The organism is Pseudomonas sp. B20, assembly GCF_020515755.1.
In the GTDB taxonomy this organism is placed as follows: Bacteria; Pseudomonadota; Gammaproteobacteria; order Pseudomonadales; family Pseudomonadaceae; genus Aquipseudomonas; species Aquipseudomonas syringae.
The window spans coordinates 87,754-110,186 of the sequence record NZ_JAHPJG010000004.1 but is presented as its reverse complement, the minus strand read 5'-3'; the positions used below and the strand labels follow the sequence as shown (position 1 = coordinate 110,186).

Genomic DNA, 22,433 nt, shown 5'->3' with positions numbered 1-22,433 from the left:
TTCAGGATCTGGCTATGGATAAGTGATCGGATAAAACTCAAGCAGTGAAAGAAACACGCGGTTACCCGCTACTTTTTTATTATTGAAGTACTTGTTTTACGTGTTCGAAGGCTCACAGGACGAGATCGACTCAGACCTGCCGCAGCCAGGTTTCCCATTGCGAATCATTGATGATGCTGCGCGCCCGCATGTGCTTCCAGGTGCCGTACTTGTAAAAGTCGAAGTCCAGTTGCGACACCGCGTGCTGCACCATCGCCCAGGTCGACCATTTGATGTCGGCCAAGGCTTTGTTGAGCTTGATCCGCGCGACCGTTTGCGCGCTGACCTGGCCGAAGTAATCCTCGATCAGCGCCAGCTCCATGTCGTCGCTGAAAAACATCTCGCCGAACCACAGCGCCAATTCATAATGGCGATCGTTGTTGGAGGCGTACTCGAAATCCACCAGACGAATCTGGCGATCCGCGTTGAGCATGAAGTTGCCTGCCAGCGTGTCGTTCATGCACGGCGCAAGATCGATCCCGGAAGCTTGCAGCGCAGCTTTTGCGCGCTGGTATTGCAGGCACAACCAATCGTCATCCTGAGGCTTGATGCCCTTCAGTTCCGCCACCTGGCTCTGATGCTCGGCGATCATGTCGAACACGGTCTTGGTCTGTTGCAGCAACGGTTGATCGTTGAATGCCTTGAGCCCGTGCAGGGCACTGTGGCGTATGTCGCGCTGCAGAAAGTCATGGTTGGACGACGCCCGCCAGCCCTCCATGAACTCGAACACCTCGACACCAAAGGCTTCGAGGAAGGCGAAAACCGGTGCGCCATAACCGGTTTGCGCAGCCTTCACACTGGCCTCGTGGGCGGTGTGACGGTCGATGAACATCTCTGTACCGACGCCTGGCACCTTGAAGAAGTACGCCGTGTCGGCGCCCTCGACCTCGACCCGCCAGTTGGTGTTGGAGATGCCGCCACTGACAGGCTCGTAGTCAACACGGCGCCCCTGCCAGCTGTCGATGCTGCGCACGGCGGCTTCCAGTTGTCGCTCCTGGGTACTGACCGACTGCCCTAACGTTTTCATGCTCTACCCTCCTGAACCTGACGCATCCAGCCTTCCAGCCGCGGGTCCTGAACGCATTGTCGGCAACGCAACAGCGTCCATTGCCCGACCTTGGAGAACTCCAGTGGCCGTGAGGACGTGGTGCCGGCCCAAAGCCCCCACAATGTCCAGTACCAGTCGTTGATCAACGCATACAGACGGCACACGGCGTAGTCGATTTCCAGGCATTGCCCGGCCCACGCGCTGATCCCTTCGCGCCACTGGCGCTCGAACGAATAAAGCTCATTGAGGGTCATCGCCACGTCGTACCACGGGTCCATGCAGCCACCGTAGTCAAAATCCACCAGACGCAACTGGCCTTCGCTGGACACCATGACGTTGCTCGACACACCGTCGCCGTGCAGCGGAGCCGCTTGCACGGAGCGGCTCTGCAGCGCCTGCCAGGCCATGTCGACGCAACGGTCGATCCATTGATGCTCGGCAGGCAGCGCAACGTTATCGTGCTCGCACAGTGTGTGCAGGCGCTGGATATCCGCCATCGGTGAACGCACCACATCAGGCACAGGTCCGGCATGCACCTGCCGCTTGAGTGCCCACAGCGCTTGAAGCCGGCCGGGTGCGAGCAGATCGTCGAGCCGCGCAGCTCGCCAGTCGACACCCAAGTCCTCGAAGATCAGCACGCCATTGGCCTGGTCTGCGCCAAGGAGCCGCGGTGCAGCAGCGCTACGGCCGGCACATTCGCTGGCCTGGGCTACGTTATCGAAATCGATCAGTGGCGCCATGTCGGCATGCAGAACCTTGACGTAGCAAGCGCCCTGCGCGCTGTTGACCCGAAAGCCGGCCCACTCGGTCGACAATCTCGAGGGCGAAGCCACGCCCTGGGTAACGTTCTCGATCTCGGCGTCTGCCGCGAACCCGCAGGATGTCAATGCGCTGCGCAGGCGTGTGGTCAAGTCGTCGGCATATGACATGGTCAGGCCCTCAACCAAATGACGCAGATGAGGTGCAAGCCCGATGCAACAGACCGGTCAGCATGCGCAAACCGTTGTGCATGTCCTGATCGCTGGTGTACTCGGCCTCGTTATGGGAAACGCCATTGCTGCTGGGGATGAACAGCAGGCACACGGGATAGCGCCTGTTCAGACTGATCGCATCATGACCGGCCACGGTCATGCTGTCGGTGGTCGACAAACCCAGCTCGGCGCCTACGTCATGCGCCAGTCCAGCGAACCCGTCATGCAGCCTGGCAGGTGAGCGCAACACGCTGCTTTCCACTTCAAACGATGTCATGGTCTTGTCAGCGATCGCGCTCAGCGTTGCATCCAGGCGTTCCGAGGCAGCGCTCAGCAGATCGACATCGCGGGAGCGGTACTCGATCAGCAGCGACACCCGCGAAGGCACCACGTTGGGCGAATTGGGGTAGACCTCGATACGCCCTACCGAACTGTGCATCTGCACGCCGTGCTGCAAGGCTTCGTCATGCACCGCAGTGATGGTGTGTGCGGCGGCCAGCAACGCATCCCGGCGCGCGGCCATGGGCGTGGGGCCGGTGTGATTCTGTTCGCCGTCGAAACGTACCCGCCTTTTCAGGGCAGCCCAGGTCTCGCGCACAACGCCGATGGCGGTCTGGCTGCTTTCCAGGCCAGCGCCCTGCTCGACATGAATTTCAACATACCCGGCAATGTTCAAATCAACCCGGTCGTTGCCCAGATAACCGATGGCCTGCAGGGCGTCCTTGAGCCGGATGCCGTCGCCATCGCGGCTTTCCCAGGCGTTATCCAGCGTCAAGGCACCGGTGAACACACCGCTGCCGATCAGGCTCGGCTGAAAGCGCGCGCCCTCCTCGTTGGTCCAGTTGACGACCGCCAGATTGCAGCGCGGGACATTGCCACGTTCACGCAATTGCCGCGCCAGACTGGACACCGCCACGGCACCGGCAAGCACGCCGTATACGCCATCGAAACGCCCGGCACTCGGCTGGCTGTCCAGGTGTGAACCGCAGAGCAGATAAGGCGCATCGGGATCAAAGGTCATGAGGCCGAACAGGTTGCCCACCGCATCGATGCGAACTTCGAAGCCGTGCTCTCCGAGCCAGCCCCGAAACAGGTCACGTACCTGACCGTCCTCAGCCGAGGCCGCCAGCCGATGCAGGCCACCGGCCGGTGTCGCACCGATGGCCGAGCTTTGCCGAAACAAGGCTTCGAACGCTGCCAGATCAGTTGCGCTCGGCTCGATCAGCTCAGGAATAGAGGGTGTCGACATGATCTTTCTCCAGGCGTGTCGCAAACTCGTCGGAAAGCGCGCGATTGGTGACCAGGGTCGTGATCGCGGCAAATGGCAGGGTGTTGATAAAGGTGCGATGACCGAACTTGCCATCGTCGGCCAGCACCACACTTCGCGTGCAATGCCTGACCAGCGTCCTGCGCAACATGGCTTCCGGCTCCTGGTAATCCATAAGGCCGAAGTCCAGGTCAATGCCACCGATGCCCATGAAGGCAATGTCGTAGTGAAACTGCCGGGCGAACTCCAGTGTATGGGGGCCTATCAAGGCGTTGTCGGTGCGCCGCACATCGCCGGGCGCAACCAGAACCTGATTGTCGCTCTGGTGCGATATCAGCTGAGCGATGTCAAGCGAGTTGGTGATGATCTTCAACTGACTGAACCGGGTCAGTTGCTGGGCCAGCGCCAGCGTCGAGGTACCGGTGTCGAGAAAGATCGCCATGCCTTCACTGACCAGCTGCGCAGCACGCACGGCGATGCTCGCCTTGGCGCGAGGCTTGAGCCTGCTGCGCTCCTGCAACGGCAATTCTTCGCTGGACCTGGGCAGAATGGCACCGCCGTGAATTCGCCTTAACCTGCCCTCCTCCTCCAGATGCTTGAAGTCGCGGCGGATGGTCTCTTCGGAGACGAACAGCAATTGTGCAAGGTCCGACGCCTTGACCCGCTGTTGTTGAACGAGCAGGCGCATGATTTCGTCCAGACGCGGCTGATTGAGCATGGGGGTGACATTCCGTTGCAAAGTGATGACTCCAGTGTCCGGGCCCTTGGGCCGCTGATCTGCGTGCAAGAGCGACATGTCTATTGCCCCGAAACCGGTGGCAGGTGCTGATCCCAGGGCGCAATGGCCTCTACCGCAGCACAGAACTGCAGCACCTGAGCATCGGCAAAGCGTGGGCCGACGACCTGCAGACCGATCGGCAGTCCTGCGCTGCTCCGCCCACAAGGCAGATTGGCCGCAGGGTTGCCGGTGATGTTGAAAGGGTAAGTGAACGGCGTCCAGCGCGCCCACGGCACAGCGCCGTCCTGCCCGGCATAGCCGACGGGCGCTACATCGTCTGCGGCAAACGGCAGGATCGGCAGGGTGGGCATGAGCAGCAGATCGTAATCGTCAAACAGCGCGTGCACCTGATTGGCGAAGGCCGCTCGCTGTTGCAGGGCCTGCAGATAATCACTCAGGCTGTACTGGGCAGAGCGCTTGATCAGATCGGCAAAGCCCGGATCGAGCTGCTCCAGTTTCTGCGCAAGCGCCTTGCCATAGGCAATACCGCGCCCGGCGACCCACAGGGTTTCGAAGGTTGCCAACGGGTCCTGCCAATCCGGCTTGAGCGTGCTGACTGTAACGGGCAGCGACCTGGCGATATTGCCCACGGCGGCGTCAACCGCTGCGGCGACTTGCGCATCGACCGGCGTGTCGAACAGCGTCGGGCAGAAACCGATGCGCAAGGGTTTCAGCGGCTGGTCGCACCGGGCCAGAAAGGATTCGTCGGGGGCTGGCAGCGCCTGATGATCGAGTGGATCGGGGCCTGACAGAATGTCGAACAGCAACGCGCTGTCGCGCACGCTTCGGGTGATCGGCCCGGCATGACTGAGCATTTCGGTGGCCGACCAGGGCCAGGTGGGAATACGCCCCAATGTGCCCTTGAGGGCAAATGCGCCACAGAACGAGCCCGGTATGCGTACCGAGCCGCCGCCGTCCGAGCCCAGGGCCGCAGGAACCATGCGCGCCGCCACGGCAATGGCCGAACCGGAGCTGGAGCCGCCGCTGGTGAGGCTCGGGTCCCAGGGGTTGCGCCCATTGCCGAACACCCGCGACGTACTGGCGCCCGTCCAGCCGAACTCGGTGGTCGCGGTCTTGCCGAGAATAATCGCGCCAGCGTTTTTGAGACGACGGATGATGGGTGCGTCCTGAACCGGCACCGACTCCAGCGCAGTCAACGACCCCCGCGTGGTGCGCAGCCCGGCAGTGGAAAAGAGATCCTTGATGCCGAAGGGTATGCCGTGCAGCGGCCCGCGTATCTCACCGCGCTGCAGTTCGGCTGTCATCCCTGCGGCCTGTTCAAGCGCCGCCTCGGCATATACATCACCGAATGCATTCAGTGTGGAATTGTGGGTTTCAATCGCTGCCAGGCACAACTCGGTCAAACGTATCGGCGTCAGGCCCCCTTCGCGAACAAGCTTGGCAGCTTCAATCACGTTAGGCATGGAAGATGGCTTGGACTCAATCAAAGCAGATACCTCTCAGACACTTATGCGCAATGCACGGCACCAACGACTGTTGGGGCATTACATTCAGCAGCCCCTGATGAGTCAAGTGGGCTTTGTTGGATATATTGAATTTGTGGTTTTAAATTTTGTAACAGCACCGTCACGGTGCCAAAAAACGCGCAAAAAGACGCGTCGCACAATTGCGGTGCGCGATTAAAACCAGAAAAGAAAGGGGGAAGTCGGCGAGAAAAGACTGCGCCTGTCAGCGGCGCAGTCCTGTCATTGTGATCGGTCTTTCAGGTCAGCGATCAGACCGCCAGATCGTGGGCATGAAACTCGCTGACGCCGACCAGCTGGATTTCAAAGTCCGCATGCAGGTCGCCATTGACGTTGCCGGACAGCACATGGTCAGCGAAACGCAGCTGGCCAGCGCCGGTGAACTCGCCGCTACCGATGAAGCTGAAAGCATCGAGGGCCTTGGTGTCCACGTTGGCATCCATCTTCAGGAAGCTCAGTTTGTCGCCTTGCTGGCTATTGAAGTCGGTAATCACGTCGCTGTTGTGGCCTTTGCCCATTTCCGACAGGTCGTTGAACACGAAACGGTCAGCGCCGCTACCGCCAGTCATGATATCGGCGCCCTGACCGCCCACCAGTTTGTCATTGCCGGCGCCGCCGAAAAGAACGTTGTCCGCGTCATTGCCGGTCAGGGTGTTGTTGCGATCATTGCCCAGCACGGTGAACGCACCCTCACCTTTGAGGTGGACATTCTCGAAGTTCGCCAACGTCCCGGCATTGAGGTTGATGACCTGGGCAATGGGCGAGGTATTGTCGTAGGTGATCTTCAGCGTATCGATGCCCTGATCGGCCTTTTCCTGAACCAGGTCCAGTTCGCCTGCCTGATCGATGACGTAGGTATCGTTGCCCAGCCCGCCGATCATGGTATCCAGACCGCCGCGGCCATTGAGCACGTTATCCAGTTCGTTGCCGATCAGCGTGTCATTGAAAGCGGAACCTATGGCGTTTTCGATGTGCGCCCCGTAGGCGATCGCCAGACCGGAATTCATCGACGTCGGTGCATCAGGGTTCGCGTTGTAATCGAGAAACGCCTTGCCGATGGTGCTGAACTCACCCTCGTTGAGGTTGACTTTCACCGATGCTTCCTGATTGCTGGCATCAATGGTGTCTTTGCCGCCAGCGTCCCAGATGGTCTCGAATACCGACTGCCCAGGTGCCCATTTATAGACGTCGTCGCCGGTATGATAGTGGGTGTTGGCACCGTATATAAACTGCATGGCCGCGATATCGAGCAACATCGGCGTGGTGGGCTTGAAGCTGTAATTGTTGGTGTAGCTCATGATGGTGTAACGCGCATCTTCGAATTTGGCATCCAGCAGAACATCGTTGTACTGCGAGGCTTCGAACGAATGCTTCAAGCCCAGTGCATGACCGGTTTCATGCATGAACGTGAGGTAATCATCCGTGCCCTTGGCAGGATCGGCCGCGTTGACGTTCGGCCCGATCCAGACATCGCCGGAGCGACCCAGCGTACCCGGCGCATAAGCCTGGCCAAACTCGGTGCCTTGCAGGCCCTTGAAGCCGCCGAACCGGATGTCTCCGACATTATCGGGGGTGTCCTGCACTTCGGTGAACTTGATATCCGCCACCGCACTCCAGGCATCCAGTGCGCTTTTTGCGGCTGCCGCCTGGGCGTCGGTCAGCGAATAGGCATCGCCCGGTTCCTGAGAGCGACTGTAGTCAGTGGCATAGACAGAGTCAGCCTTATGAAAACTGTAAGTCAAATGGGTGCCGGACGAATCCCCGAGCCAGAATGGCCCCCATAGCAGACTGGTGACTCGATCGTCGGGAGCTCCCTCGGGCAGAAGTTCGGCAGGACTTGATTCATTTGGGCCGGGCATTGGCGTTGCTCCAGAAGAATACGGACGTTATTAATGGGCTCACGATCTTTGCCAAGGCAAAAACCGGACGGCAGTTTATTACACAGCACGTACAATATGGACATAATAAGTTACAAATGCCGCATTCAGAAAGGTCAGCTCGTTACTCTCGACACCTGCAAACTTCTTATGACGAGCGAACTTTAATTTTTATTACGAGTGCCATTTAATATCACCTCGATATATAGGATTGAAAGAGTCGGCGCCAACAGTAAGAAGTGACTGTTGCGAGGGTATTCGAGCCCGATCATGACGCCCTGAGAACTGCGCCCGATTGCCTCACTTTATGCCGACCGAGTAGCCCGAATAAGGGGGACACCGCTCAAACCTGCGCACGCCGAGCTGATTTATGCGGTGTATACCTTGCTGCGCTCTATGGATCATAGGCATCATAAGACCTATTTCATCCGATCGCGGTGCGCCCCATGACCCACCACCCTGCGCCACTTCCCGCCAGCGAGGAAGAACGTGTCCTGTCCCTTGAGCATCTCAAGATACTGGACAGTGCTCCCGAGCAAGACTTCGACGACATTGTGCTGCTCGCCACAACACTGTGCGACGCGCCCATTGCGCTGGTCTCGCTGGTTGACCGAGAACGCCAGTGGTTCAAGGCCTGCATCGGCCTGGACGTGCAGGAGACGCATCGCGACCTGGCATTCTGCGCCCACGCCATCCTGCAGCCTTCCGATGTGCTGGTGGTTGAAGACGCGACCACCGATCCTCGCTTCAGAGAGAGCCCGCTGGTGCTCGGGCCTCCCTACATCCGCTTTTATGCGGGTGCGCCGATTCGTACCGAGGCCGGCCATGCACTGGGCACCGTCTGCGTGATCGATATCTGGCCGCGCGTACTGAGCGACCAGCAACGTCGTGCCCTGCTGGCACTGGCGCGACAAACCGCAGCCCTGATGCAATACCGCCTGGTTTCGGAGCAGCGTGACCAGCACGCCGCCGAACTGGCGCTGGGGCTCGAAAGCTCACAGAGCCAAAGCCTGGCGCTGGAGCGCAACCTGCGCCAGTCGCAACGGGTGTCGTCGCTGGGCATGCTCACCGCTAGCATCGCTCATGACTTCAACAACCTGCTCCAGGCACTGAGCGCCAGCCTGCAACTGATTCGCATGCGCTCACGCCGCCCGACCGACGTCGAGACGCTCAGCGATACCGGACTGCGAGCGGTGGATCACGGTCGCCAACTGGTGACTCGCCTGCTCAACAGCGTTCGCCAGGACGGTTCCGAACTGATCTGCATCGATGTCAGCGAACGGATCGATGCCGCGCGTGATCTTCTGTTGCGTTCGGCGGGCGACACGCTGGAGCTGTCATTCGACCTATCCGCCCGAGGCTGGGGCGTGTTGTGCGCCGAAGCGCAATTGCATACCACCTTGTTGAATCTGCTGAGCAATGCGCGTGATGCAATTTCAGGCCCCGGCAAGGTGCATATCTCGACCCGGCTGGAGTCCGTCAAGGACGACCCGCAATTCCCGGAAGGCGATTATCTGGTACTCAGCGTGAAAGATAACGGTCCTGGCATGACCGCCGAGCTCAAGGAGCAGATGTTCGAACCCTTCTTCACAACCCGAAGTTCGGACCCGGGTGCCGGGCTTGGCCTTGTTCAGGTGCAGGAGTTTGCGGTAAATGCCGGCGGAGGCGCACGCGTCGAAACAGCACTTGGAAGCGGCACTACCGTGCATCTCTACTTGAGAATACTGGGCCCGATCAGTGCAACGAACGCACCGGCTCATATAACCGAACAATAACAACGGCTCATCGCCAGCGAGGCGTGGTTACTTCAGATACCCGTTAAATACCCGTTAAATAGAAATGGCCGAACATTCACTGTTCGGCTTTTTTATTTTCTAACCTGCTTCATCCTGTCGCCGGGTGCCTCAAGGCCAATGGCGTCGTATGACCGCGTTGACCACTGGCTCAGCGTCAACCTTTAGCAACAGCGCATGAAAATCCGCCCGGGTGTTACGCAGGTGCTCGCGCGCGCCACTCCATCGCGTCACGACAGAGGCCAGAATCTCCACTGCGCCGGGCGCATCGCAACGCCAGATCCCGGCATCACCAAACAGGTCGGCAAACGTCTCCCAGTGTTCATGCAACCGCGTCCGGGCGCCCGCTTCGAGCAGCCTCTCCAGACCATCGTCGGAACTTGCCAGCCAGCGCTGCGGGTAATCAATGATCCCGATGGCGGCGTAGCAATTGGCTGCAATGTAAACCAGCGCGCGTAGCGCTTGAGCACGCTGCGCGGACTTGCCAGGCAGAAGTCCGGAGTCGGGGTGCTCCAGGCCCAGATGAATCAGGATCGCAGCACTTTCAGTGAGTACCGTGCCATCGGCCAGCAACAGCGTGGGGACCTGCATCAACGGGTTGACCCGCCTCAACGCCTCCTTGCCAGGCCCCTCTTCCCACCCACAGGCTTCGCTCAGGGTAAAAGGCACCGAGCAACGCCGAAGCGCTATCTCGATCGCAGCCGAACCCGAACCTTGCGTGCCGAAAAGCGTGTACATAGCAGTGCTCCTTGCCAGGTGCTGCAGGCTCGCTCCGCACAGTCATACTGACGGAGGAGCGAACAAATGGGCGTGCATGAAATCAATGAAGACTCGCAGGCGCAGCGAAAGATGCTTGCTGGACGGCCAGAGCAATCTGAACGTTCCGGTATGCACCGTGTAGTCATCCAGGACAGGTATCAGCTCGCCGTTGCGAATGGCCGATAAAATCATGAAGTCCGGCAGACAGGCAATTCCCAACCCGGCCCGCGTGACGTCCACCAGAATCTCGGTGGTATTACACACCATGGCCTGGGGTAACTCGAGATCGTCGACGCCTGCCTCACGGCGCAGCGGCCAGTGTTCAAACCTTCCAGTGGAAGGAAACTTGTGCAACAGGCACGCGTGCTGACTCAGGTCCCCAGGATGCCGGGGTATACCGTGCCGGGCAAAATAGTCCGGAGCGCCGACAACGCGCAATTGGAAACTGCCCATCCGCTTCGACATCAGCCCCGAGTCACCGGGATCGCCGGTGCGTAACACGATATCGAAGCCCTCCTCGATGATATCGACCATGCGGTCGGAGAAATCGATGTCCAGTTCGATATCGGGATAGGTACGCATGAAGTCGATGATCACCGGCATCACCAGTCCGCTGACCAATGGCAAACTGATCCGCAACCTGCCCTTGGGCAAGCCTCTGGCATTGCTCAACTCCATTTCCGCCGCTTCCAGCTCCGACAGAATCCGCCGGCAACGCTCCAGGAATATCGAGCCTTCCAGCGTCAGGGCGATACTGCGCGTACTGCGATGAAAAAGGCGGACGCCGAGGCTCTCCTCCAGACGGCCAATACTCTTGCCGATCCCCGACGAAGAGATGCCCAGGCGTTTTCCGGCCTGGGTAAAACTCCGCGTTTCAGCAACCAGAACGAACACGGCGATGCTTCCGAGCGATTCCAATACCCACTCCTATTCAGGACAACTCTGTCCTATACGTTCGGAACATAAGCCTGTTTTTGTTTGCGGGCGCAACCCCTAATCTCGCGGCAGGGCGATCGCTCTTGGATAAGCGCGTGCACCACGGCAAAACCGGGCACGCTTCACAGGGACATTGCACATGACCACAGCACGCCAGATTCCAACACAGCCCACTGCAGGACGATGGGGGCAACTGCTCGCCGCTTGCCTGACCGGCATTCTGATCCCGTTATGCTTCACGGGCCCTGCCGTGGTTCTGCCTTCGATAAACCAGGCACTGGGCGGATCAGCCGTCGAGCTGACCTGGGTCATCAACGCCTACATCCTGACCTACGGCAGCGCGATGATGGCCGCCGGGAGCCTGACGGATATCTACGGCAGAAAACGCGTCTGGCTGATCGGGCTGGCGATATTCGTGCTCTCCACCTTCGCCATTCCGGCAGCCTCCTCCGTCGTCCAGATCGACCTGCTCAGACTGGTTCAAGGCCTGGGCGGTGCAGCAGCGTTCGCCGGGGCGATGTCGTCGCTTGCCCAGACCTTTCATGGCGCCGAGCGCACCCGAGTCTTCAGCCTGCTGGGCACCACCTTCGGTATAGGTCTGGCCTTCGGCCCTCTCGCAGCCGGCTCGCTGGTGGATTCGGCAGGCTGGAAATGGTCATTCCATGCGACTGCACTCATCGGCGTCGCGGGGTTCCTGCTGGTGCTGTTCAGCGCCACCGAGTCGAAGGATCCCGACGCAACAGGTATGGACTGGCTGGGCGCAATCAGTTTTACCGCAGCATTGACCCTGTTCACTTATGCCATTCTGCTCGCCCCTGAAGAGGGTTGGACCGATCCATTGGTGATGGGTGGCATCATCGGCTCACTGCTGCTGTTCTGGGTATTCATTGCGGTGGAGCGGCGCGTCGCCCGTCCCATGCTGGATCTCTCGTTGTTCAAGAGCGCGCGCTTTGTCGGCGTGCAGATTCTTGCAGCCACTCCCGCATTTTTCTTCGTCGTGCTGATCATCATGCTGCCAGCGCGCTTCATTGGCATCGACGGCCTCAGCGCCCTGGAAACCGGGCAGATGATGACTGCGCTGGCCGCGCCCCTGCTGATCGTGCCCCTGCTTGCCGCGCAGCTGGCACGTCGTTTCACGTCAGGACTGCTGTCCGGCGTCGGGCTGCTGCTGGTGGCGGCCGGCCTGTTATGGCTGGCGCTGGCACTGGACAGTGGCGCGATCAGGACAGCGTTGCTGCCGATGGCCTTGATCGGTATCGGTATCGGCCTGCCCTGGGGGCTGATGGATGGCATGGCGATCAGTGTCGTCGAAAAGGAACGCGCCGGTATGGCCACCGGCATCTTCAATGCGGTACGCGTTTCGGCAGACGGGATCGCTATCGCAATCGCCGGCGCCCTGCTTGCAACGTTCATTCAATGGGGACTTTTCGACGCACTCAAGGGTGTCTCACCTGAGGTGGTCACCGAAGCGGCCAACCGCGCCGCCCTGGGCGACTTGCACAATGCGACCAGCCTGCTGTCCGGCCAGGCAGCGTTGCTGCATCAAGAGTACGTCAGTGCCTTCCGCAACCTGCTGTTCATTCTCAGCGCCGCCACCGTGCTGACGGCCGTGGTGGTCTTTGCGCTGCTTGGTCGCGTACGCGCTCATGAAGAACCACCCGTAGAGCCCTCCAACACGCTTGAACTGGCGGGCGAAACCAAGTGAGTCCCTATGAAATACCAGGCGCAAAGCGGCATCCCGCCTTTGCAAAGGTGTTCGCGCCGGGTCATCTCACGTTCGGGCTGATTGCGCCACTGGAGGGCTACCCCGACTCCGCAGCACCGACCATGAAAGACCATCTGGCCCTCGCCATTCAGGCCGACAAGGCCGGTTTCGCCGCGCTGTGGCTGCGCGACGTACCGCTTCTCGATCCGGGGTTCGGCGACGCCGGTCAAGTGTTCGACCCTTTTGTCTACGCCGCGCTGCTGTCTGCCGTCACCCGGCAAATCTGCATCGGCACGGCAGGTATCATATTGACGTTGCGCAATCCGCTGATGGTGGCCAAACAGGCGTGCAGCGTGGACGTGTTGCTTGAGGGACGCTTCCTGCTGGGTTTGTCTACAGGGGACAGGCCCGGTGAATATCCCGCGTTCGGCGAGCATTTCGACACCCGCGCGGAACGCTTCAGGGACGGCGTCGAACTGCTGCACGCGGTGACCGAGCAGTCTTTTCCAGTGTTCAGATCGCGCCATTACGGGCAACTCAATGGCGCGCTGGACCTACTGCCGAAACCGCTTTTCGGGCGGCTGCCGATGCTTGCCATCGGCCGCTGTCAGCAGGACATCAAATGGCTGGCCAATCACATGGATGGCTGGATATGGCATCAGAGCGGCTTCGACACCTTGCCTGAAGTGATCAATCATTGGCGCAGTGCCAATGAGCAAAGGCACTTCAAGCCCTACGGCTATGCGACGTTCTTCGATCTGGACGAGAACAAGGACGCGCCGATGAAAGTCGGCCGCGGAATCAGTACCGGGCGCAACGCCCTCATCGCCCTGTGGCAGCGTCAGCGGGAACAGGGGGTTTCGCATGTGGCGCTGAACCTCAAGCCCCTGAGGCGTCCGGCCACAGAAGTGTTGCAAGAGCTGGAAGAGTATGTGCTGCCGTACTTCCCGACCCGCCGGGGTGATCATGCCTGACCGGATACTTCATCGGCACGGCCACCGCAGGTTCAGGATGTAGCAAGGACGAACGATTCAACTACCGACCTGGGAGGTCACGATGCGCGCTGAAAAATCCTATCCGATAAAAACCAACCCGATGCGCAGCAGCCCGAACAAGATACAGCTGGGTGTTTTCTCCACCAATACCGAGGGTGGCTGCACCGTCACCAATGCGCCTGAACGCCTGCGGGGAGATGATTGGGCTGGCAACCTGGAAATCGCCCGGATTGCCGACGATGCGGGGTTTGAAGCCTTCATACCGGTAGGCCGCTGGAAAGGTTTCGGCGGTACCAACAATACTGGCGGTGTCTGTTTCGAAACCTATACCTGGGCTGCCGGGATTGCAGCCCTGACCAGTCAGATCGCGGTCTTCACCACCTCGCACTTGCCCACCGTACACCCGCTGTTCGCGGCCAAACAGGCGGTGACCATCGACCACATCAGCGGCGGGCGCTTCGGGCTGAATATCCTTTGCGGCTGGTATGGCGCGGAAATGCGCATGTTCAGCGGCCATATGATGGAGCACGACAAACGCTACGACTACGCGGAAGAGTGGCTGCACATTGCAAAAAATGCCTGGGAGCAGCAGACCCCGTTCGACTTCAAAGGCGAGTATTTCAACATCTGCGGCGCAATCTCGCAGCCACAGCCCCTGAATAAACCCTACCTGATCAACGCAGGAGGGTCGCCACGCGGCAAACTGTTCTGTGCAGAACATTGCGATGCCGCGTTCCTGATCGTCAAACATCTGGACGGCGAACAGGCCGTGCGTGAGCAGATTGCGTCCTACAAGGACCTGGCGAAACAGAAGTTCGGCCGTGACATAAAGATATGGTGTTATGGCTATGTGGTGCAGAAGGACACGCAAGAGGAAGCAGACGCTTACCTGGACTATTACGCCAATCAGGTGGGTGACGATGAGGGCTGCGACATCATCACCGGCGAGCTGGGTATCCAGACCGGCATTTTCACCCCCGAAGACGCCGTGCGTTTCCGTTTCCACTTCAAGGCCGGATTCGCCGGGGTACCACTGGTGGGCACACCCGAGAAGATCGTGGAGCTGTTCAGGAAATATTCTGACTGGGGAATCGACGGCATTGCCCTGACGTGGCTCGATTACCACGAGGGTATAAAGGACTTCGTGAGAGAAACACTGCCACTGATGGAAGACGCGGGCCTGCGTGAATCCAGAGGTGTGGAGGCGATTGCTTCGAAGGTGTCCGCAGAAGTAGCCTGATGGCCAGGCCGCCCTGGCAGTGCTGGCCAGGGCGGCTTTATCCGGACAGCTTAAAGGGCCAACATGCGCTGCGGATTCAACGGAGTCACCTCGATGCGGCGCTCGCCGCTCAAGCCGAACGCGTCGAACCACTGCCCGCTCAGCGACAGCCACTGGTGGACATCGATCTGACTGGTCTGCCCCAGGTCCGAGCTGTAGACCACATTGCCGACATGACTCAACACATCGCTGAAATCCTGCCGGTCCTGATAGCCCAGCAGGTACGTCAGTGCGGTCTGCTCGATGTAGACCGATGGCTCTGTGCCGATCAGCGCAAGCTCGGCCGCGTCTAGACCGGTCAACGGATTGGCAGGCTGATTAAGCATCAATCTCGGCACACCGATCCGCAGCGCTTCGTCGATCAGCGTCCTGACTTCATCGGCATCGGCATGCCCGGTCGAGATCACCAGCGGATAGTCGCGCGCCATTCTCAGAATATCCAGCGCCTGTGGTGTCAGGCGGCCGTTCTCCGATGTCACTCTGGCAGGCTTGATGGGCTTGTCCCGCAACAGCGGATGACTCAGGTTGCGGGCCAGCGTGCTGGCATGCGTCCTGCCGGTCACGGTTGGCAAGTGAACCAGGAAACGCCCGGGCTCATCGCCACGCAAACAGAGGCTGCGCTCGACCACACGGTAGTCGATGCCGCCGGCAATCTCGTTCAGCACCACCGAGCCGCTGACCGGAAAACCCTGATCGCGCGCTTCCCACGCCTGGGCTGCCGTACACCCCAGATGATTCTTCAGCACCACCCTGCCCTGTGCCCGCGCGTAGCACCTGCCCGCCTCGATCGCACCATGACGACGAATGAACGCGTCAGGATTGGCGTGGTAATGCACATCAATGAAGTTCAGCGCGTCGACCTGGCTCATTGCACACACTCCTGGCGGGTCATCAGGAACGTGTCGATGCTGTCCAGCACTTGCTGCAAGTCATCCGCCAGCGGACGCATCCCGCCACCCTCTACGCACAACGAGCGTTGCCTCTGGCCACTGGTACGCAGTACATGGCGTGCACCCACCAATTGCGACTTTTCGCCGAACACGCTCAACACGCGCCCCTGGTAATCGAGCAGGCATTCACTGACATCTACACCAGCCAGCAACCGAAAACCCACTTTCAGGCGCTGCCCCTGTATCGAAAGCGTCGCGTGACTCTCGTGGCCGGCCGGGTCCGTTCGTTCATGGGCCTGCCCGTCAGGCAGTACCAGATTGTCCAGCAGATGCCTGGCTTGCTCGACATGCCCCTGTTCGGCCAGGTCCGCCATATGTCCCAGCCTGGAATCGAGTAACCCGTCGGCCTTGGCCGGGGAAGACAGCAGCAGCAAGGCAGGTGTCGACTGCAGAAATGAAGTGCCTGCCAGTGCCTGCACCAATGCACCACCCAGGGCAACGCCGACCAGTACATCCGGCACACCCCACGGCTCGAGCGCGCGGGCCCAGCGCTCGGCAAATGCGCCAAAACCCTCACCCGGCACGACGGGCAGCGACAGGGAATCAAACACCGTGACCTGAAAACCGGCCGCGGTGAAATGCTCGATCAGCGGTTGGGCAAAACCACCCTCGTCCCAGACCGGCATCACCGGTGACAAAATAAAGACGCGCGAATGACCGACACCAAAGGTCCGACAGGTCATGCAATGACTCATGGTTTTTGCTCCTGCAAAAAGGACAAGACCCGCCTTGTCGAGCGGGTCCGGTCGTTGCTCCATCGTGAGGGCTCAATCGTGAAGGCTCAGCGGGGCGTGCGAAGGCGTTCGACACTGGCGGCATACCCGCGCAAGGTCGACTCGATGATCAGTTGCGCAGGCAGCACCTCCTTGATCAGGTCCGCGACTTCGCCTGCCCAGATGGCCCGGATACTGACATCGTCGGCTGCCAGCGCGGCTTCATAGTCCAGACGCAGTTGATCGGCTGAGGCAGCGAAAGCCTGCTCCTCACCCACCCAGCTAGCGGAAAAGTCATTGCCGATCACACGTCCGCTGTAGCCCTCGGGCCAATCGATGCCGCGTACCTGATCGAAGATCCGGGTTCGCACCGTATCGCTCGCGACCGCCTGCAGCAGTCGTTGTTTTACCCGTTCGGAAGGCAGTGCCTCCTGCGAAGCCAGAAAGCGCGTGCCCATCATCACGCCGTCCATGCCCAGCGCCAGCGCAGCAGCCATGCCACGCCCATCGGCGATCCCGCCAGCACCGATCAGCACGACATGCTCACCCACCGCGTCGCGGACCGCCGGGAACAGCGGCAATGAAGCGCGGCGCAAACTGTGACCACCCGCCTCGGCACCTTGCACGATCAGCGCATCGGCACCGGCGTCCAGCGCTTCAAGCGCCTGGTCGACGTCATGCACCTGAACGATGACTTTGGCATTGGCCTGATGGATGGGCCTGACGAAAGGACGTACATCACCAAACGACAGGGCAACCACCGCCGGACGATACTCCAGCGCCAGAAGAAGCAATTCGAACTGTTTGGCCACGGTAAACATGACCAGGCCGACGCCCCAGGGTTGCTGCACCTCTCGCATCATCTCCAGTTCACGCGCCATCCATTGCGGGTCGCCGTAACTGGCACCCACCAGGCCAAGGCCACCGGCACGGGAAACCGCAGCCGCCAGACGCCCGCCGGAAGCGCCGCCCATGGGCGCCAGAATCAGCGGGTGGTCAATGCCCAGAAGTGAGGTCAGTGCTGTATTGATCGTGGTCATCGCATAATCCCTGTGCAATCCGAGTGAATATCAGACGAAGGCGGCCTGTGCGCCGCCCTCTTCTGCCGGTCGTGGCTCAGCCAGCCTTTTGTAAGGCAATTTCAGGGGTGATGTACTCGGCCACGTTGTACAGGTGATATTCCCAAGTGCCGGTTTCTTTCAACCGGGAGTAGCGCGACAGAAACTCTGCGTCGGTAAACAGCGACTCGAACTGGCTGCGATCGCTCCATTGCGCCTGATTGATGACGGTCCTGCCGTCGATGCTTTTCATCAATCGGCTCCATTTGAAGGCACTGTAAGTGCGTGCCACATAACTGACCGTCTCTTCAAGAATCTGAATGGCCAGATCCTGAGCCCCCTCATTTACCTGTACGACATTGATCAGATAAACCGCGTGGTCATCGGTGACGGATTGAGCGTCGAACAATTCCATTTTCATCATCATTTCCATTCAAGTGGGAAGGCAGATCGGTTCACGCCTGCGAAGGCATCGCGACGCTGATTTTTTCAGCGTCAGTCAGCCAGGGCTGGTCGTAGCGATAGGTGCTGCGGGCTTTTTCCAGCGTCCAGCCGGCTGATATGGCTTCGATGATGCTGCGCTCCGTCTGCTCGACCGCCTGGGCACGGCGTACGACCTCGACAGCCAGTTGCTGGGGAATCACAACACAGCCGCTGCCATCACACACCAGAAGGTCGCCGGGCCGGACCGTCACGCCATCGATGAGCAGAGGCACTTGTACAGCCTGGAGTTGAGCGCGGTTCTTTGCCGACTGCATGAAACGCCCGCGACTGAACAATGGGTAGCTGCACTCGATGACCGTATCGATATCGCGCGCCACGCCATCGATCACGGTGCCCTTGATGCCATTGGCCAACGCGAAGTGGGTCATGATGTCGCCCCATACCGTGCAGTCCTGGCGTCCGTTGTTTGAGGAAACAATCACCGCACCGGCCGGTACATGATCGATATAGTTGGCAGCACCCTTGAAGACCGCAGATGCATCGACCGGCTCGTACTGCACGGTAAACGCGATGCCCACGCAACGAGTGCCAGGGACTTGCGAGGCAATACCCGAAAGCCCGCCGTCGATCCCCAGGCTGTCCAGCGCGTCAGACAAGGACGCAGTGTCGAGATGTTCACATGCCTCCAGCACGGCTTGCGCAATGGGTACAGCTTCAAAGTGCGCTGACATGACGTTCTCCCTGTGCTGCAACCTGTTCGTTGCCATACCCGAACGTGCGGGACTGCAACTCGATGCACTGCTGAACGATCGCTTCGCCCACTTGAGCCGTGGTATGGGAACCGCCAAGGTCATACGTGCGTGTGGATGTGCGAGAAACCAGGCTGACGGCCTGGCTGATACACGCCGACTCGGCCGGGAACCCCAAATGCTCCAGCATCAGCGCGATGGCCATGAACATCGCGCCGGGGTTGGCCTTGTTCAAACCCGCGTGGGCAGGCGCGCTGCCGTGTACCGGTTCGAAATAAGCCCCTGAATTGCCGAAGTTGCCACTGGGCGCAAACCCCAGACCTCCCATGACTCCGGCGCCGAGATCGGAAAGAATATCGCCGAACATGTTCTCGGCAACGATCACCCCGAAGCGCTCGGGACGCTGCACCATCCACAGGGCAACCGCATCGACATTCTCGATGACCCCGGTCACGTCCGGATACCGCTGAGCTGTTGCTTCGAAGATGCCCCGTGCAAAGGCGCTGCTGTGCCGCAGGACCATGGGTTTGTCGACAAACGTGACCCGCGTGAAATGGTTCTTGCGGGCATACTCGAAGGCGTATCCGAAAATACGCGTCAGGCCACTTCGCGTCTGCAGGCGCAACGTCACGGTTGCATCGTCCTGCCCTTCTCGCTGCCATGCCGCGCCGAGGGCTTCCCGCTCTTCGAGCAGCGGCACCAGTGCATCCGGGATACAACCGAAGTCCAGCCCCGCATAAAGCCCTTCGGTGTTTTCCCTGATCACGACAAAGCGAAATCTGTTTTCGCCAGTCATGTCAGTGACCGGGCGGACATTGGCGTACAGGTCGAGATTCTGCCTGAGCTGAATGACCGGACTGACATAGCGGCGGTTCTGGCCCTGAAGCGCCAGTGGCAACTCTGCTTCGGCCTCTGCCAGAGGTTTGCTGGTGATTGCGCCAAGCAATGTCGCATCGCAACTGGCCATGATCTCCCAGGTCCGGGCCGGAACGGTTTCCCCCTCGGCCCTCCAGCATTCCCAACCGATGTCCGCCGCAATCAGATCGAACGGCAGGTTCAACGCCGCAATCACCGGCAGCGCCGCCTCCATGACCTCAATGCCGATCCCGTCACCGGGCAAGACACAAATGCGCTTTCTGAGCACTTGAATGGTCATAGCGCGACTCCTTTTGCGCTGTTCGACAGGCCGCTGGTCGACAACACCGCTCGCGGTGCAAGACGCGCCACCTTGTCCTGCTGATGCATGACCTCGATCGCTCGGTACTCGGAGGTCAGCTGAAAGCGCTCGAGGGTGTCCCGCACGCGTTGACTGCTGTCATAGGGGAAGTTGTAAGTGCCCAGAATGACATCCATCAGCGGGCTGGGCATATTGTTGTGCGGTACCGCGCGGGCCGTGGCTTCCGACAGTTCCATCACTTTCACCAGGTCATAACCATGACTGACGCCCGTGCGCTCCAGGTAGGCAACCAGCATACTCAGGTGAAGATTGCCGGCCCCCTTGCCCATGCCGCATATGGACGTGTCGATGTATTCAGCGCCGGCTTCTATGGCGGCCGATGCATTCGCCAGCGCCAACGACAGATTGTTATGCGCGTGAAAGCCCAGCGGCACCAACAGCCGGCTTGAGAGACGACTGAACAGTCGGTCTACATCGGCTGGCAACATGTGGCCATTGGAATCCGCACAGCAAACGATATCTGCGCCGGCCCCCTCCGCGCGCACTGCCGTATCAAGCACGCTGCCTGGCGTCTGCGAGGTGACATGCGTCACATTGGCGCTGACACTGAAGCCGTAATCGCGAGCCAGCGACAAGGTCACAAGCCCCTCATCCAGTTGATCGCGCCTCAAACAGACGCGGATCATCGAAACGCCCTGCTCCTTGAGCATGGCGAAGTCATCCGTGGTGATGTTTCTGGGGTGAACCATGACGGCCAGTTCGATACGTCCGTTGGCCGCCTGCGCAATCTTTTCAATGAAGCCTGCGCCTACATCACTGGTCAGACCGTGCTCGCCTTTCGGGGCGAAGGATCCTTTGCAATAACCAATTTCGCAGAGGTCGACACCCGCACTGGCCAAGCCAGCGACCACTATCTGCGCCTGATCTTCTGTGAAGTTGAAGTTGTTCCGATAACCACCGTCACGCAAGGTAACGTCGAGAATTTTTACGTCGGCCATGAGAATCTCCGGCTGTCCTTAGGGTGTCATCAGGGTGCTTGAGATGATCTTGCCACTGCATGAGTTTTTATAATTATCCAACAGCGCGCCATCTAACAAACCTTGCCGAGCCGACACCTTAACGTCTCGGAGTTTCGAGTCATGAACTGCTCCACTCGACATTGATCCTCGTCAAAACAGCCGAACTTGTAAACTGTCGATATTTGATGAGGGGATGGGAATTTTTTCACCGCACGACTGTTTTGCCGACACCATAACCAGCGCGAAGTCAGGCCTGGCTAGCGATAACAGCTTTCCACATAATTCATGGCAGCCTGGATGGAAGCCACCGCGCGCAGGTCTTCATGCACGCCCAGCCAGACATCGACTTCCAACGGAGCCGACAACTCCACCCGGCACAGGCGATTATTGTCCTCTACGGCAAAACTGGGCAGTAACGCGATGCCCACACCGGTTTCCGCAGCACGAATTTGTAACTCCACTGTTTTGGCCTCCAGCACAAAGGGCCGTTCACCGACGATATCCCTCAGCCAACCATTCTGATTGTCACTCATCAGTTCATGGTCATAAGCAATAAACTCATAATGCTCCGGGAGGCGTTGCTCCAGATAAAAACGTGCGCAATAAAATGAAAAGGAAGCCGTGCCAATACGCCGCGCGACAATGCCGCTTTCAACAGGTTTGGAAAACCGTATACACAGGTCAGACTGGCAACTGGATAACGACGAATACTGGTGATCGCCCAACAAGCGCAACATAATGCCGGGATGCATCGCCCGAAATGCCCCCAATTGCGGCACCAGCTTCTCGACCGCCACCGACGGCGGCGCACTGATGGTCACCTCCACACCCTGCGCTACCTGAGCCGCAACCGCGAGACGGCCAACGGCCTGGGTCTGCGCCTCGATCTGTCGCCCGATCGCCGCCACACGCCGTCCCTCATCAGTCAGTTCATACAAACGCTTGCGACGGTCGACAAGCTTTACATTCAGAGACCTTTCCAGCGAAGCGATACGGCGCGAAACAGTGGCGTGCTCCACACCCAGCATCCTTGCAGCGCCACTCAGGGAACTGACCGTGGAAAACATTACGAAGTAACGCAGGTCCTCCCAGTCAAAACAGATCCTGGGTTTTCTGAACGGGTTGTTAACCTCGAAGGTAGCCGATCCATCCACTGGAGTCATTGTCATCCAAGCCTTATCCTTATGCGGTTCGTGCGAATAGGTAGTTCTGTTATGTTTTAAACCGAGCATTGGCAGGTGCGTAGAACGATAAGGATAAGGCTGACAACTTCCTCAGGCCCGGACAGCGAGCGGGTGCCGCTGGGTAGTTTAGTTTATTGAGGGGTGGGTATTGCGGAGTGGGGTTCGGATGATTTGGGACGGGGGTGTCCGGAGTGGGGGGTTTGCTAGG

Annotated in this window: 20 protein-coding genes; 4 read left to right on the top strand and 16 right to left on the bottom strand. The window is 59.5% G+C overall.

Annotated features, from left to right (window positions below; genetic code table 11):
* Nucleotides 1-130 precede the first annotated feature (130 nt).
* The 6 genes from LIX91_RS05570 to LIX91_RS05545 form a co-directional block, all read right to left on the bottom strand.
* Complete coding sequence (locus tag LIX91_RS05570; RefSeq protein ID WP_003411386.1) at nucleotides 131-1,066, bottom strand: choline kinase family protein; 936 nt, start codon at nucleotides 1,064-1,066, stop codon at nucleotides 131-133.
* Nucleotides 1,063-2,016, bottom strand: coding sequence for an aminoglycoside phosphotransferase family protein (locus tag LIX91_RS05565; protein WP_226488100.1), 954 nt, complete (start codon nucleotides 2,014-2,016; stop codon nucleotides 1,063-1,065). The genes LIX91_RS05570 and LIX91_RS05565 overlap by 4 nt, the downstream gene beginning before the upstream one ends.
* Nucleotides 2,017-2,026: 10 nt before the next feature.
* The gene (locus LIX91_RS05560) at nucleotides 2,027-3,307 is read right to left on the bottom strand and encodes a Zn-dependent hydrolase (protein WP_003417441.1); all 1,281 of its coding nucleotides are present in this window, start codon (nucleotides 3,305-3,307) and stop codon (nucleotides 2,027-2,029) included.
* A complete protein-coding gene (locus tag LIX91_RS05555; protein WP_003417444.1) occupies nucleotides 3,285-4,043 on the bottom strand; it encodes a DeoR/GlpR family DNA-binding transcription regulator in 759 nt (252 codons plus the stop codon). Before LIX91_RS05555 ends, LIX91_RS05560 begins: the two co-directional genes overlap by 23 nt.
* Nucleotides 4,044-4,123: 80 nt before the next feature.
* On the bottom strand, nucleotides 4,124-5,527 hold the full coding sequence (locus tag LIX91_RS05550) for an amidase (protein WP_103695603.1): 1,404 nt from the start codon (nucleotides 5,525-5,527) through the stop codon (nucleotides 4,124-4,126).
* Nucleotides 5,528-5,838: 311 nt separating this feature from the next.
* Nucleotides 5,839-7,446: a M10 family metallopeptidase gene (locus LIX91_RS05545; RefSeq protein ID WP_226488099.1), complete on the bottom strand. Its 1,608-nt coding sequence runs from the start codon at nucleotides 7,444-7,446 to the stop codon at nucleotides 5,839-5,841.
* A gap of 464 nt (nucleotides 7,447-7,910) precedes the next feature.
* Between LIX91_RS05545 and LIX91_RS05540 the strand changes: the two genes are divergently transcribed.
* A complete protein-coding gene (locus LIX91_RS05540) occupies nucleotides 7,911-9,239 on the top strand; it encodes a sensor histidine kinase (RefSeq protein ID WP_003411400.1) in 1,329 nt (442 codons plus the stop codon).
* Between the two features lie 129 nt (nucleotides 9,240-9,368).
* Here the strand turns inward: LIX91_RS05540 and LIX91_RS05535 are convergent, their stop codons facing one another.
* Nucleotides 9,369-9,995 (bottom strand): glutathione S-transferase, encoded by a 627-nt coding sequence (locus tag LIX91_RS05535; protein WP_226488098.1) that lies wholly within the window; start codon nucleotides 9,993-9,995, stop codon nucleotides 9,369-9,371.
* 42 nt (nucleotides 9,996-10,037) lie between these two features.
* Nucleotides 10,038-10,934 (bottom strand): LysR family transcriptional regulator, encoded by an 897-nt coding sequence (locus tag LIX91_RS05530; protein WP_226488097.1) that lies wholly within the window; start codon nucleotides 10,932-10,934, stop codon nucleotides 10,038-10,040.
* Nucleotides 10,935-11,091: 157 nt separating this feature from the next.
* Here LIX91_RS05530 and LIX91_RS05525 point away from each other — a divergent pair, with 157 nt between their 5' ends.
* The 3 genes from LIX91_RS05525 to LIX91_RS05515 all read left to right on the top strand — a co-directional run bounded on the left by LIX91_RS05525 (nucleotide 11,092) and on the right by LIX91_RS05515 (nucleotide 14,892).
* Nucleotides 11,092-12,657 (top strand): MFS transporter, encoded by a 1,566-nt coding sequence (locus LIX91_RS05525; RefSeq protein WP_226488096.1) that lies wholly within the window; start codon nucleotides 11,092-11,094, stop codon nucleotides 12,655-12,657.
* On the top strand, nucleotides 12,654-13,631 hold the full coding sequence (locus LIX91_RS05520; RefSeq protein ID WP_003422992.1) for an LLM class oxidoreductase: 978 nt from the start codon (nucleotides 12,654-12,656) through the stop codon (nucleotides 13,629-13,631). Before LIX91_RS05525 ends, LIX91_RS05520 begins: the two co-directional genes overlap by 4 nt.
* Before the next feature lie 82 nt (nucleotides 13,632-13,713).
* Nucleotides 13,714-14,892, top strand: coding sequence for an LLM class flavin-dependent oxidoreductase (locus tag LIX91_RS05515; RefSeq protein ID WP_024650416.1), 1,179 nt, complete (start codon nucleotides 13,714-13,716; stop codon nucleotides 14,890-14,892).
* 50 nt (nucleotides 14,893-14,942) lie between these two features.
* On the opposite strand, the gene LIX91_RS05510 is transcribed toward LIX91_RS05515, so the two are convergent.
* The 8 genes from LIX91_RS05510 to LIX91_RS05475 all read right to left on the bottom strand — a co-directional run bounded on the left by LIX91_RS05510 (nucleotide 14,943) and on the right by LIX91_RS05475 (nucleotide 22,210).
* The gene (locus LIX91_RS05510; RefSeq protein ID WP_226488095.1) at nucleotides 14,943-15,800 is read right to left on the bottom strand and encodes a DUF6282 family protein; all 858 of its coding nucleotides are present in this window, start codon (nucleotides 15,798-15,800) and stop codon (nucleotides 14,943-14,945) included.
* Nucleotides 15,797-16,576, bottom strand: coding sequence for a hypothetical protein (locus LIX91_RS05505; protein ID WP_226488094.1), 780 nt, complete (start codon nucleotides 16,574-16,576; stop codon nucleotides 15,797-15,799). The genes LIX91_RS05510 and LIX91_RS05505 overlap by 4 nt, the downstream gene beginning before the upstream one ends.
* 86 nt (nucleotides 16,577-16,662) lie before the next feature.
* Nucleotides 16,663-17,634: an NAD(P)H-dependent flavin oxidoreductase gene (locus tag LIX91_RS05500; protein WP_226488093.1), complete on the bottom strand. Its 972-nt coding sequence runs from the start codon at nucleotides 17,632-17,634 to the stop codon at nucleotides 16,663-16,665.
* 76 nt (nucleotides 17,635-17,710) lie between these two features.
* Entirely contained in the window at nucleotides 17,711-18,073 is a 363-nt protein-coding gene (locus LIX91_RS05495) for an antibiotic biosynthesis monooxygenase (RefSeq protein ID WP_226488092.1), read from the bottom strand.
* Nucleotides 18,074-18,107: 34 nt separating this feature from the next.
* Nucleotides 18,108-18,827, bottom strand: coding sequence for an RraA family protein (locus tag LIX91_RS05490; RefSeq protein WP_003417467.1), 720 nt, complete (start codon nucleotides 18,825-18,827; stop codon nucleotides 18,108-18,110).
* Complete coding sequence (locus LIX91_RS05485) at nucleotides 18,811-20,001, bottom strand: isocitrate/isopropylmalate dehydrogenase family protein (protein ID WP_226488091.1); 1,191 nt, start codon at nucleotides 19,999-20,001, stop codon at nucleotides 18,811-18,813. Before LIX91_RS05485 ends, LIX91_RS05490 begins: the two co-directional genes overlap by 17 nt.
* Entirely contained in the window at nucleotides 19,998-21,020 is a 1,023-nt protein-coding gene (locus LIX91_RS05480; RefSeq protein ID WP_003411427.1) for a nucleoid-structuring protein H-NS, read from the bottom strand. Before LIX91_RS05480 ends, LIX91_RS05485 begins: the two co-directional genes overlap by 4 nt.
* A 278-nt stretch (nucleotides 21,021-21,298) precedes the next feature.
* Nucleotides 21,299-22,210, bottom strand: a complete 912-nt coding sequence (locus LIX91_RS05475) for a LysR family transcriptional regulator (protein WP_226488090.1) — start codon at nucleotides 22,208-22,210, stop codon at nucleotides 21,299-21,301.
* Nucleotides 22,211-22,433: the final 223 nt, after the last annotated feature.

Coding starts and splice junctions, on each gene's coding strand:
- LIX91_RS05500 (WP_226488093.1), bottom strand. CDS start 17,634: ATGACCACGATCAATACAGCACTGACCTCACTTCTGGGCATTGACCAC.
- LIX91_RS05560 (WP_003417441.1), bottom strand. CDS start 3,307: ATGTCGACACCCTCTATTCCTGAGCTGATCGAGCCGAGCGCAACTGAT.
- LIX91_RS05555 (WP_003417444.1), bottom strand. CDS start 4,043: ATGCTCAATCAGCCGCGTCTGGACGAAATCATGCGCCTGCTCGTTCAA.
- LIX91_RS05525 (WP_226488096.1), top strand. CDS start 11,092: ATGACCACAGCACGCCAGATTCCAACACAGCCCACTGCAGGACGATGG.
- LIX91_RS05505 (WP_226488094.1), bottom strand. CDS start 16,576: ATGAGTCATTGCATGACCTGTCGGACCTTTGGTGTCGGTCATTCGCGC.
- LIX91_RS05545 (WP_226488099.1), bottom strand. CDS start 7,446: ATGCCCGGCCCAAATGAATCAAGTCCTGCCGAACTTCTGCCCGAGGGA.
- LIX91_RS05570 (WP_003411386.1), bottom strand. CDS start 1,066: ATGAAAACGTTAGGGCAGTCGGTCAGTACCCAGGAGCGACAACTGGAA.
- LIX91_RS05475 (WP_226488090.1), bottom strand. CDS start 22,210: ATGACAATGACTCCAGTGGATGGATCGGCTACCTTCGAGGTTAACAAC.
- LIX91_RS05515 (WP_024650416.1), top strand. CDS start 13,714: ATGCGCGCTGAAAAATCCTATCCGATAAAAACCAACCCGATGCGCAGC.
- LIX91_RS05535 (WP_226488098.1), bottom strand. CDS start 9,995: ATGTACACGCTTTTCGGCACGCAAGGTTCGGGTTCGGCTGCGATCGAG.
- LIX91_RS05495 (WP_226488092.1), bottom strand. CDS start 18,073: ATGAAAATGGAATTGTTCGACGCTCAATCCGTCACCGATGACCACGCG.
- LIX91_RS05485 (WP_226488091.1), bottom strand. CDS start 20,001: ATGACCATTCAAGTGCTCAGAAAGCGCATTTGTGTCTTGCCCGGTGAC.
- LIX91_RS05540 (WP_003411400.1), top strand. CDS start 7,911: ATGACCCACCACCCTGCGCCACTTCCCGCCAGCGAGGAAGAACGTGTC.
- LIX91_RS05550 (WP_103695603.1), bottom strand. CDS start 5,527: ATGCCTAACGTGATTGAAGCTGCCAAGCTTGTTCGCGAAGGGGGCCTG.
- LIX91_RS05490 (WP_003417467.1), bottom strand. CDS start 18,827: ATGTCAGCGCACTTTGAAGCTGTACCCATTGCGCAAGCCGTGCTGGAG.
- LIX91_RS05565 (WP_226488100.1), bottom strand. CDS start 2,016: ATGTCATATGCCGACGACTTGACCACACGCCTGCGCAGCGCATTGACA.
- LIX91_RS05480 (WP_003411427.1), bottom strand. CDS start 21,020: ATGGCCGACGTAAAAATTCTCGACGTTACCTTGCGTGACGGTGGTTAT.
- LIX91_RS05510 (WP_226488095.1), bottom strand. CDS start 15,800: ATGAGCCAGGTCGACGCGCTGAACTTCATTGATGTGCATTACCACGCC.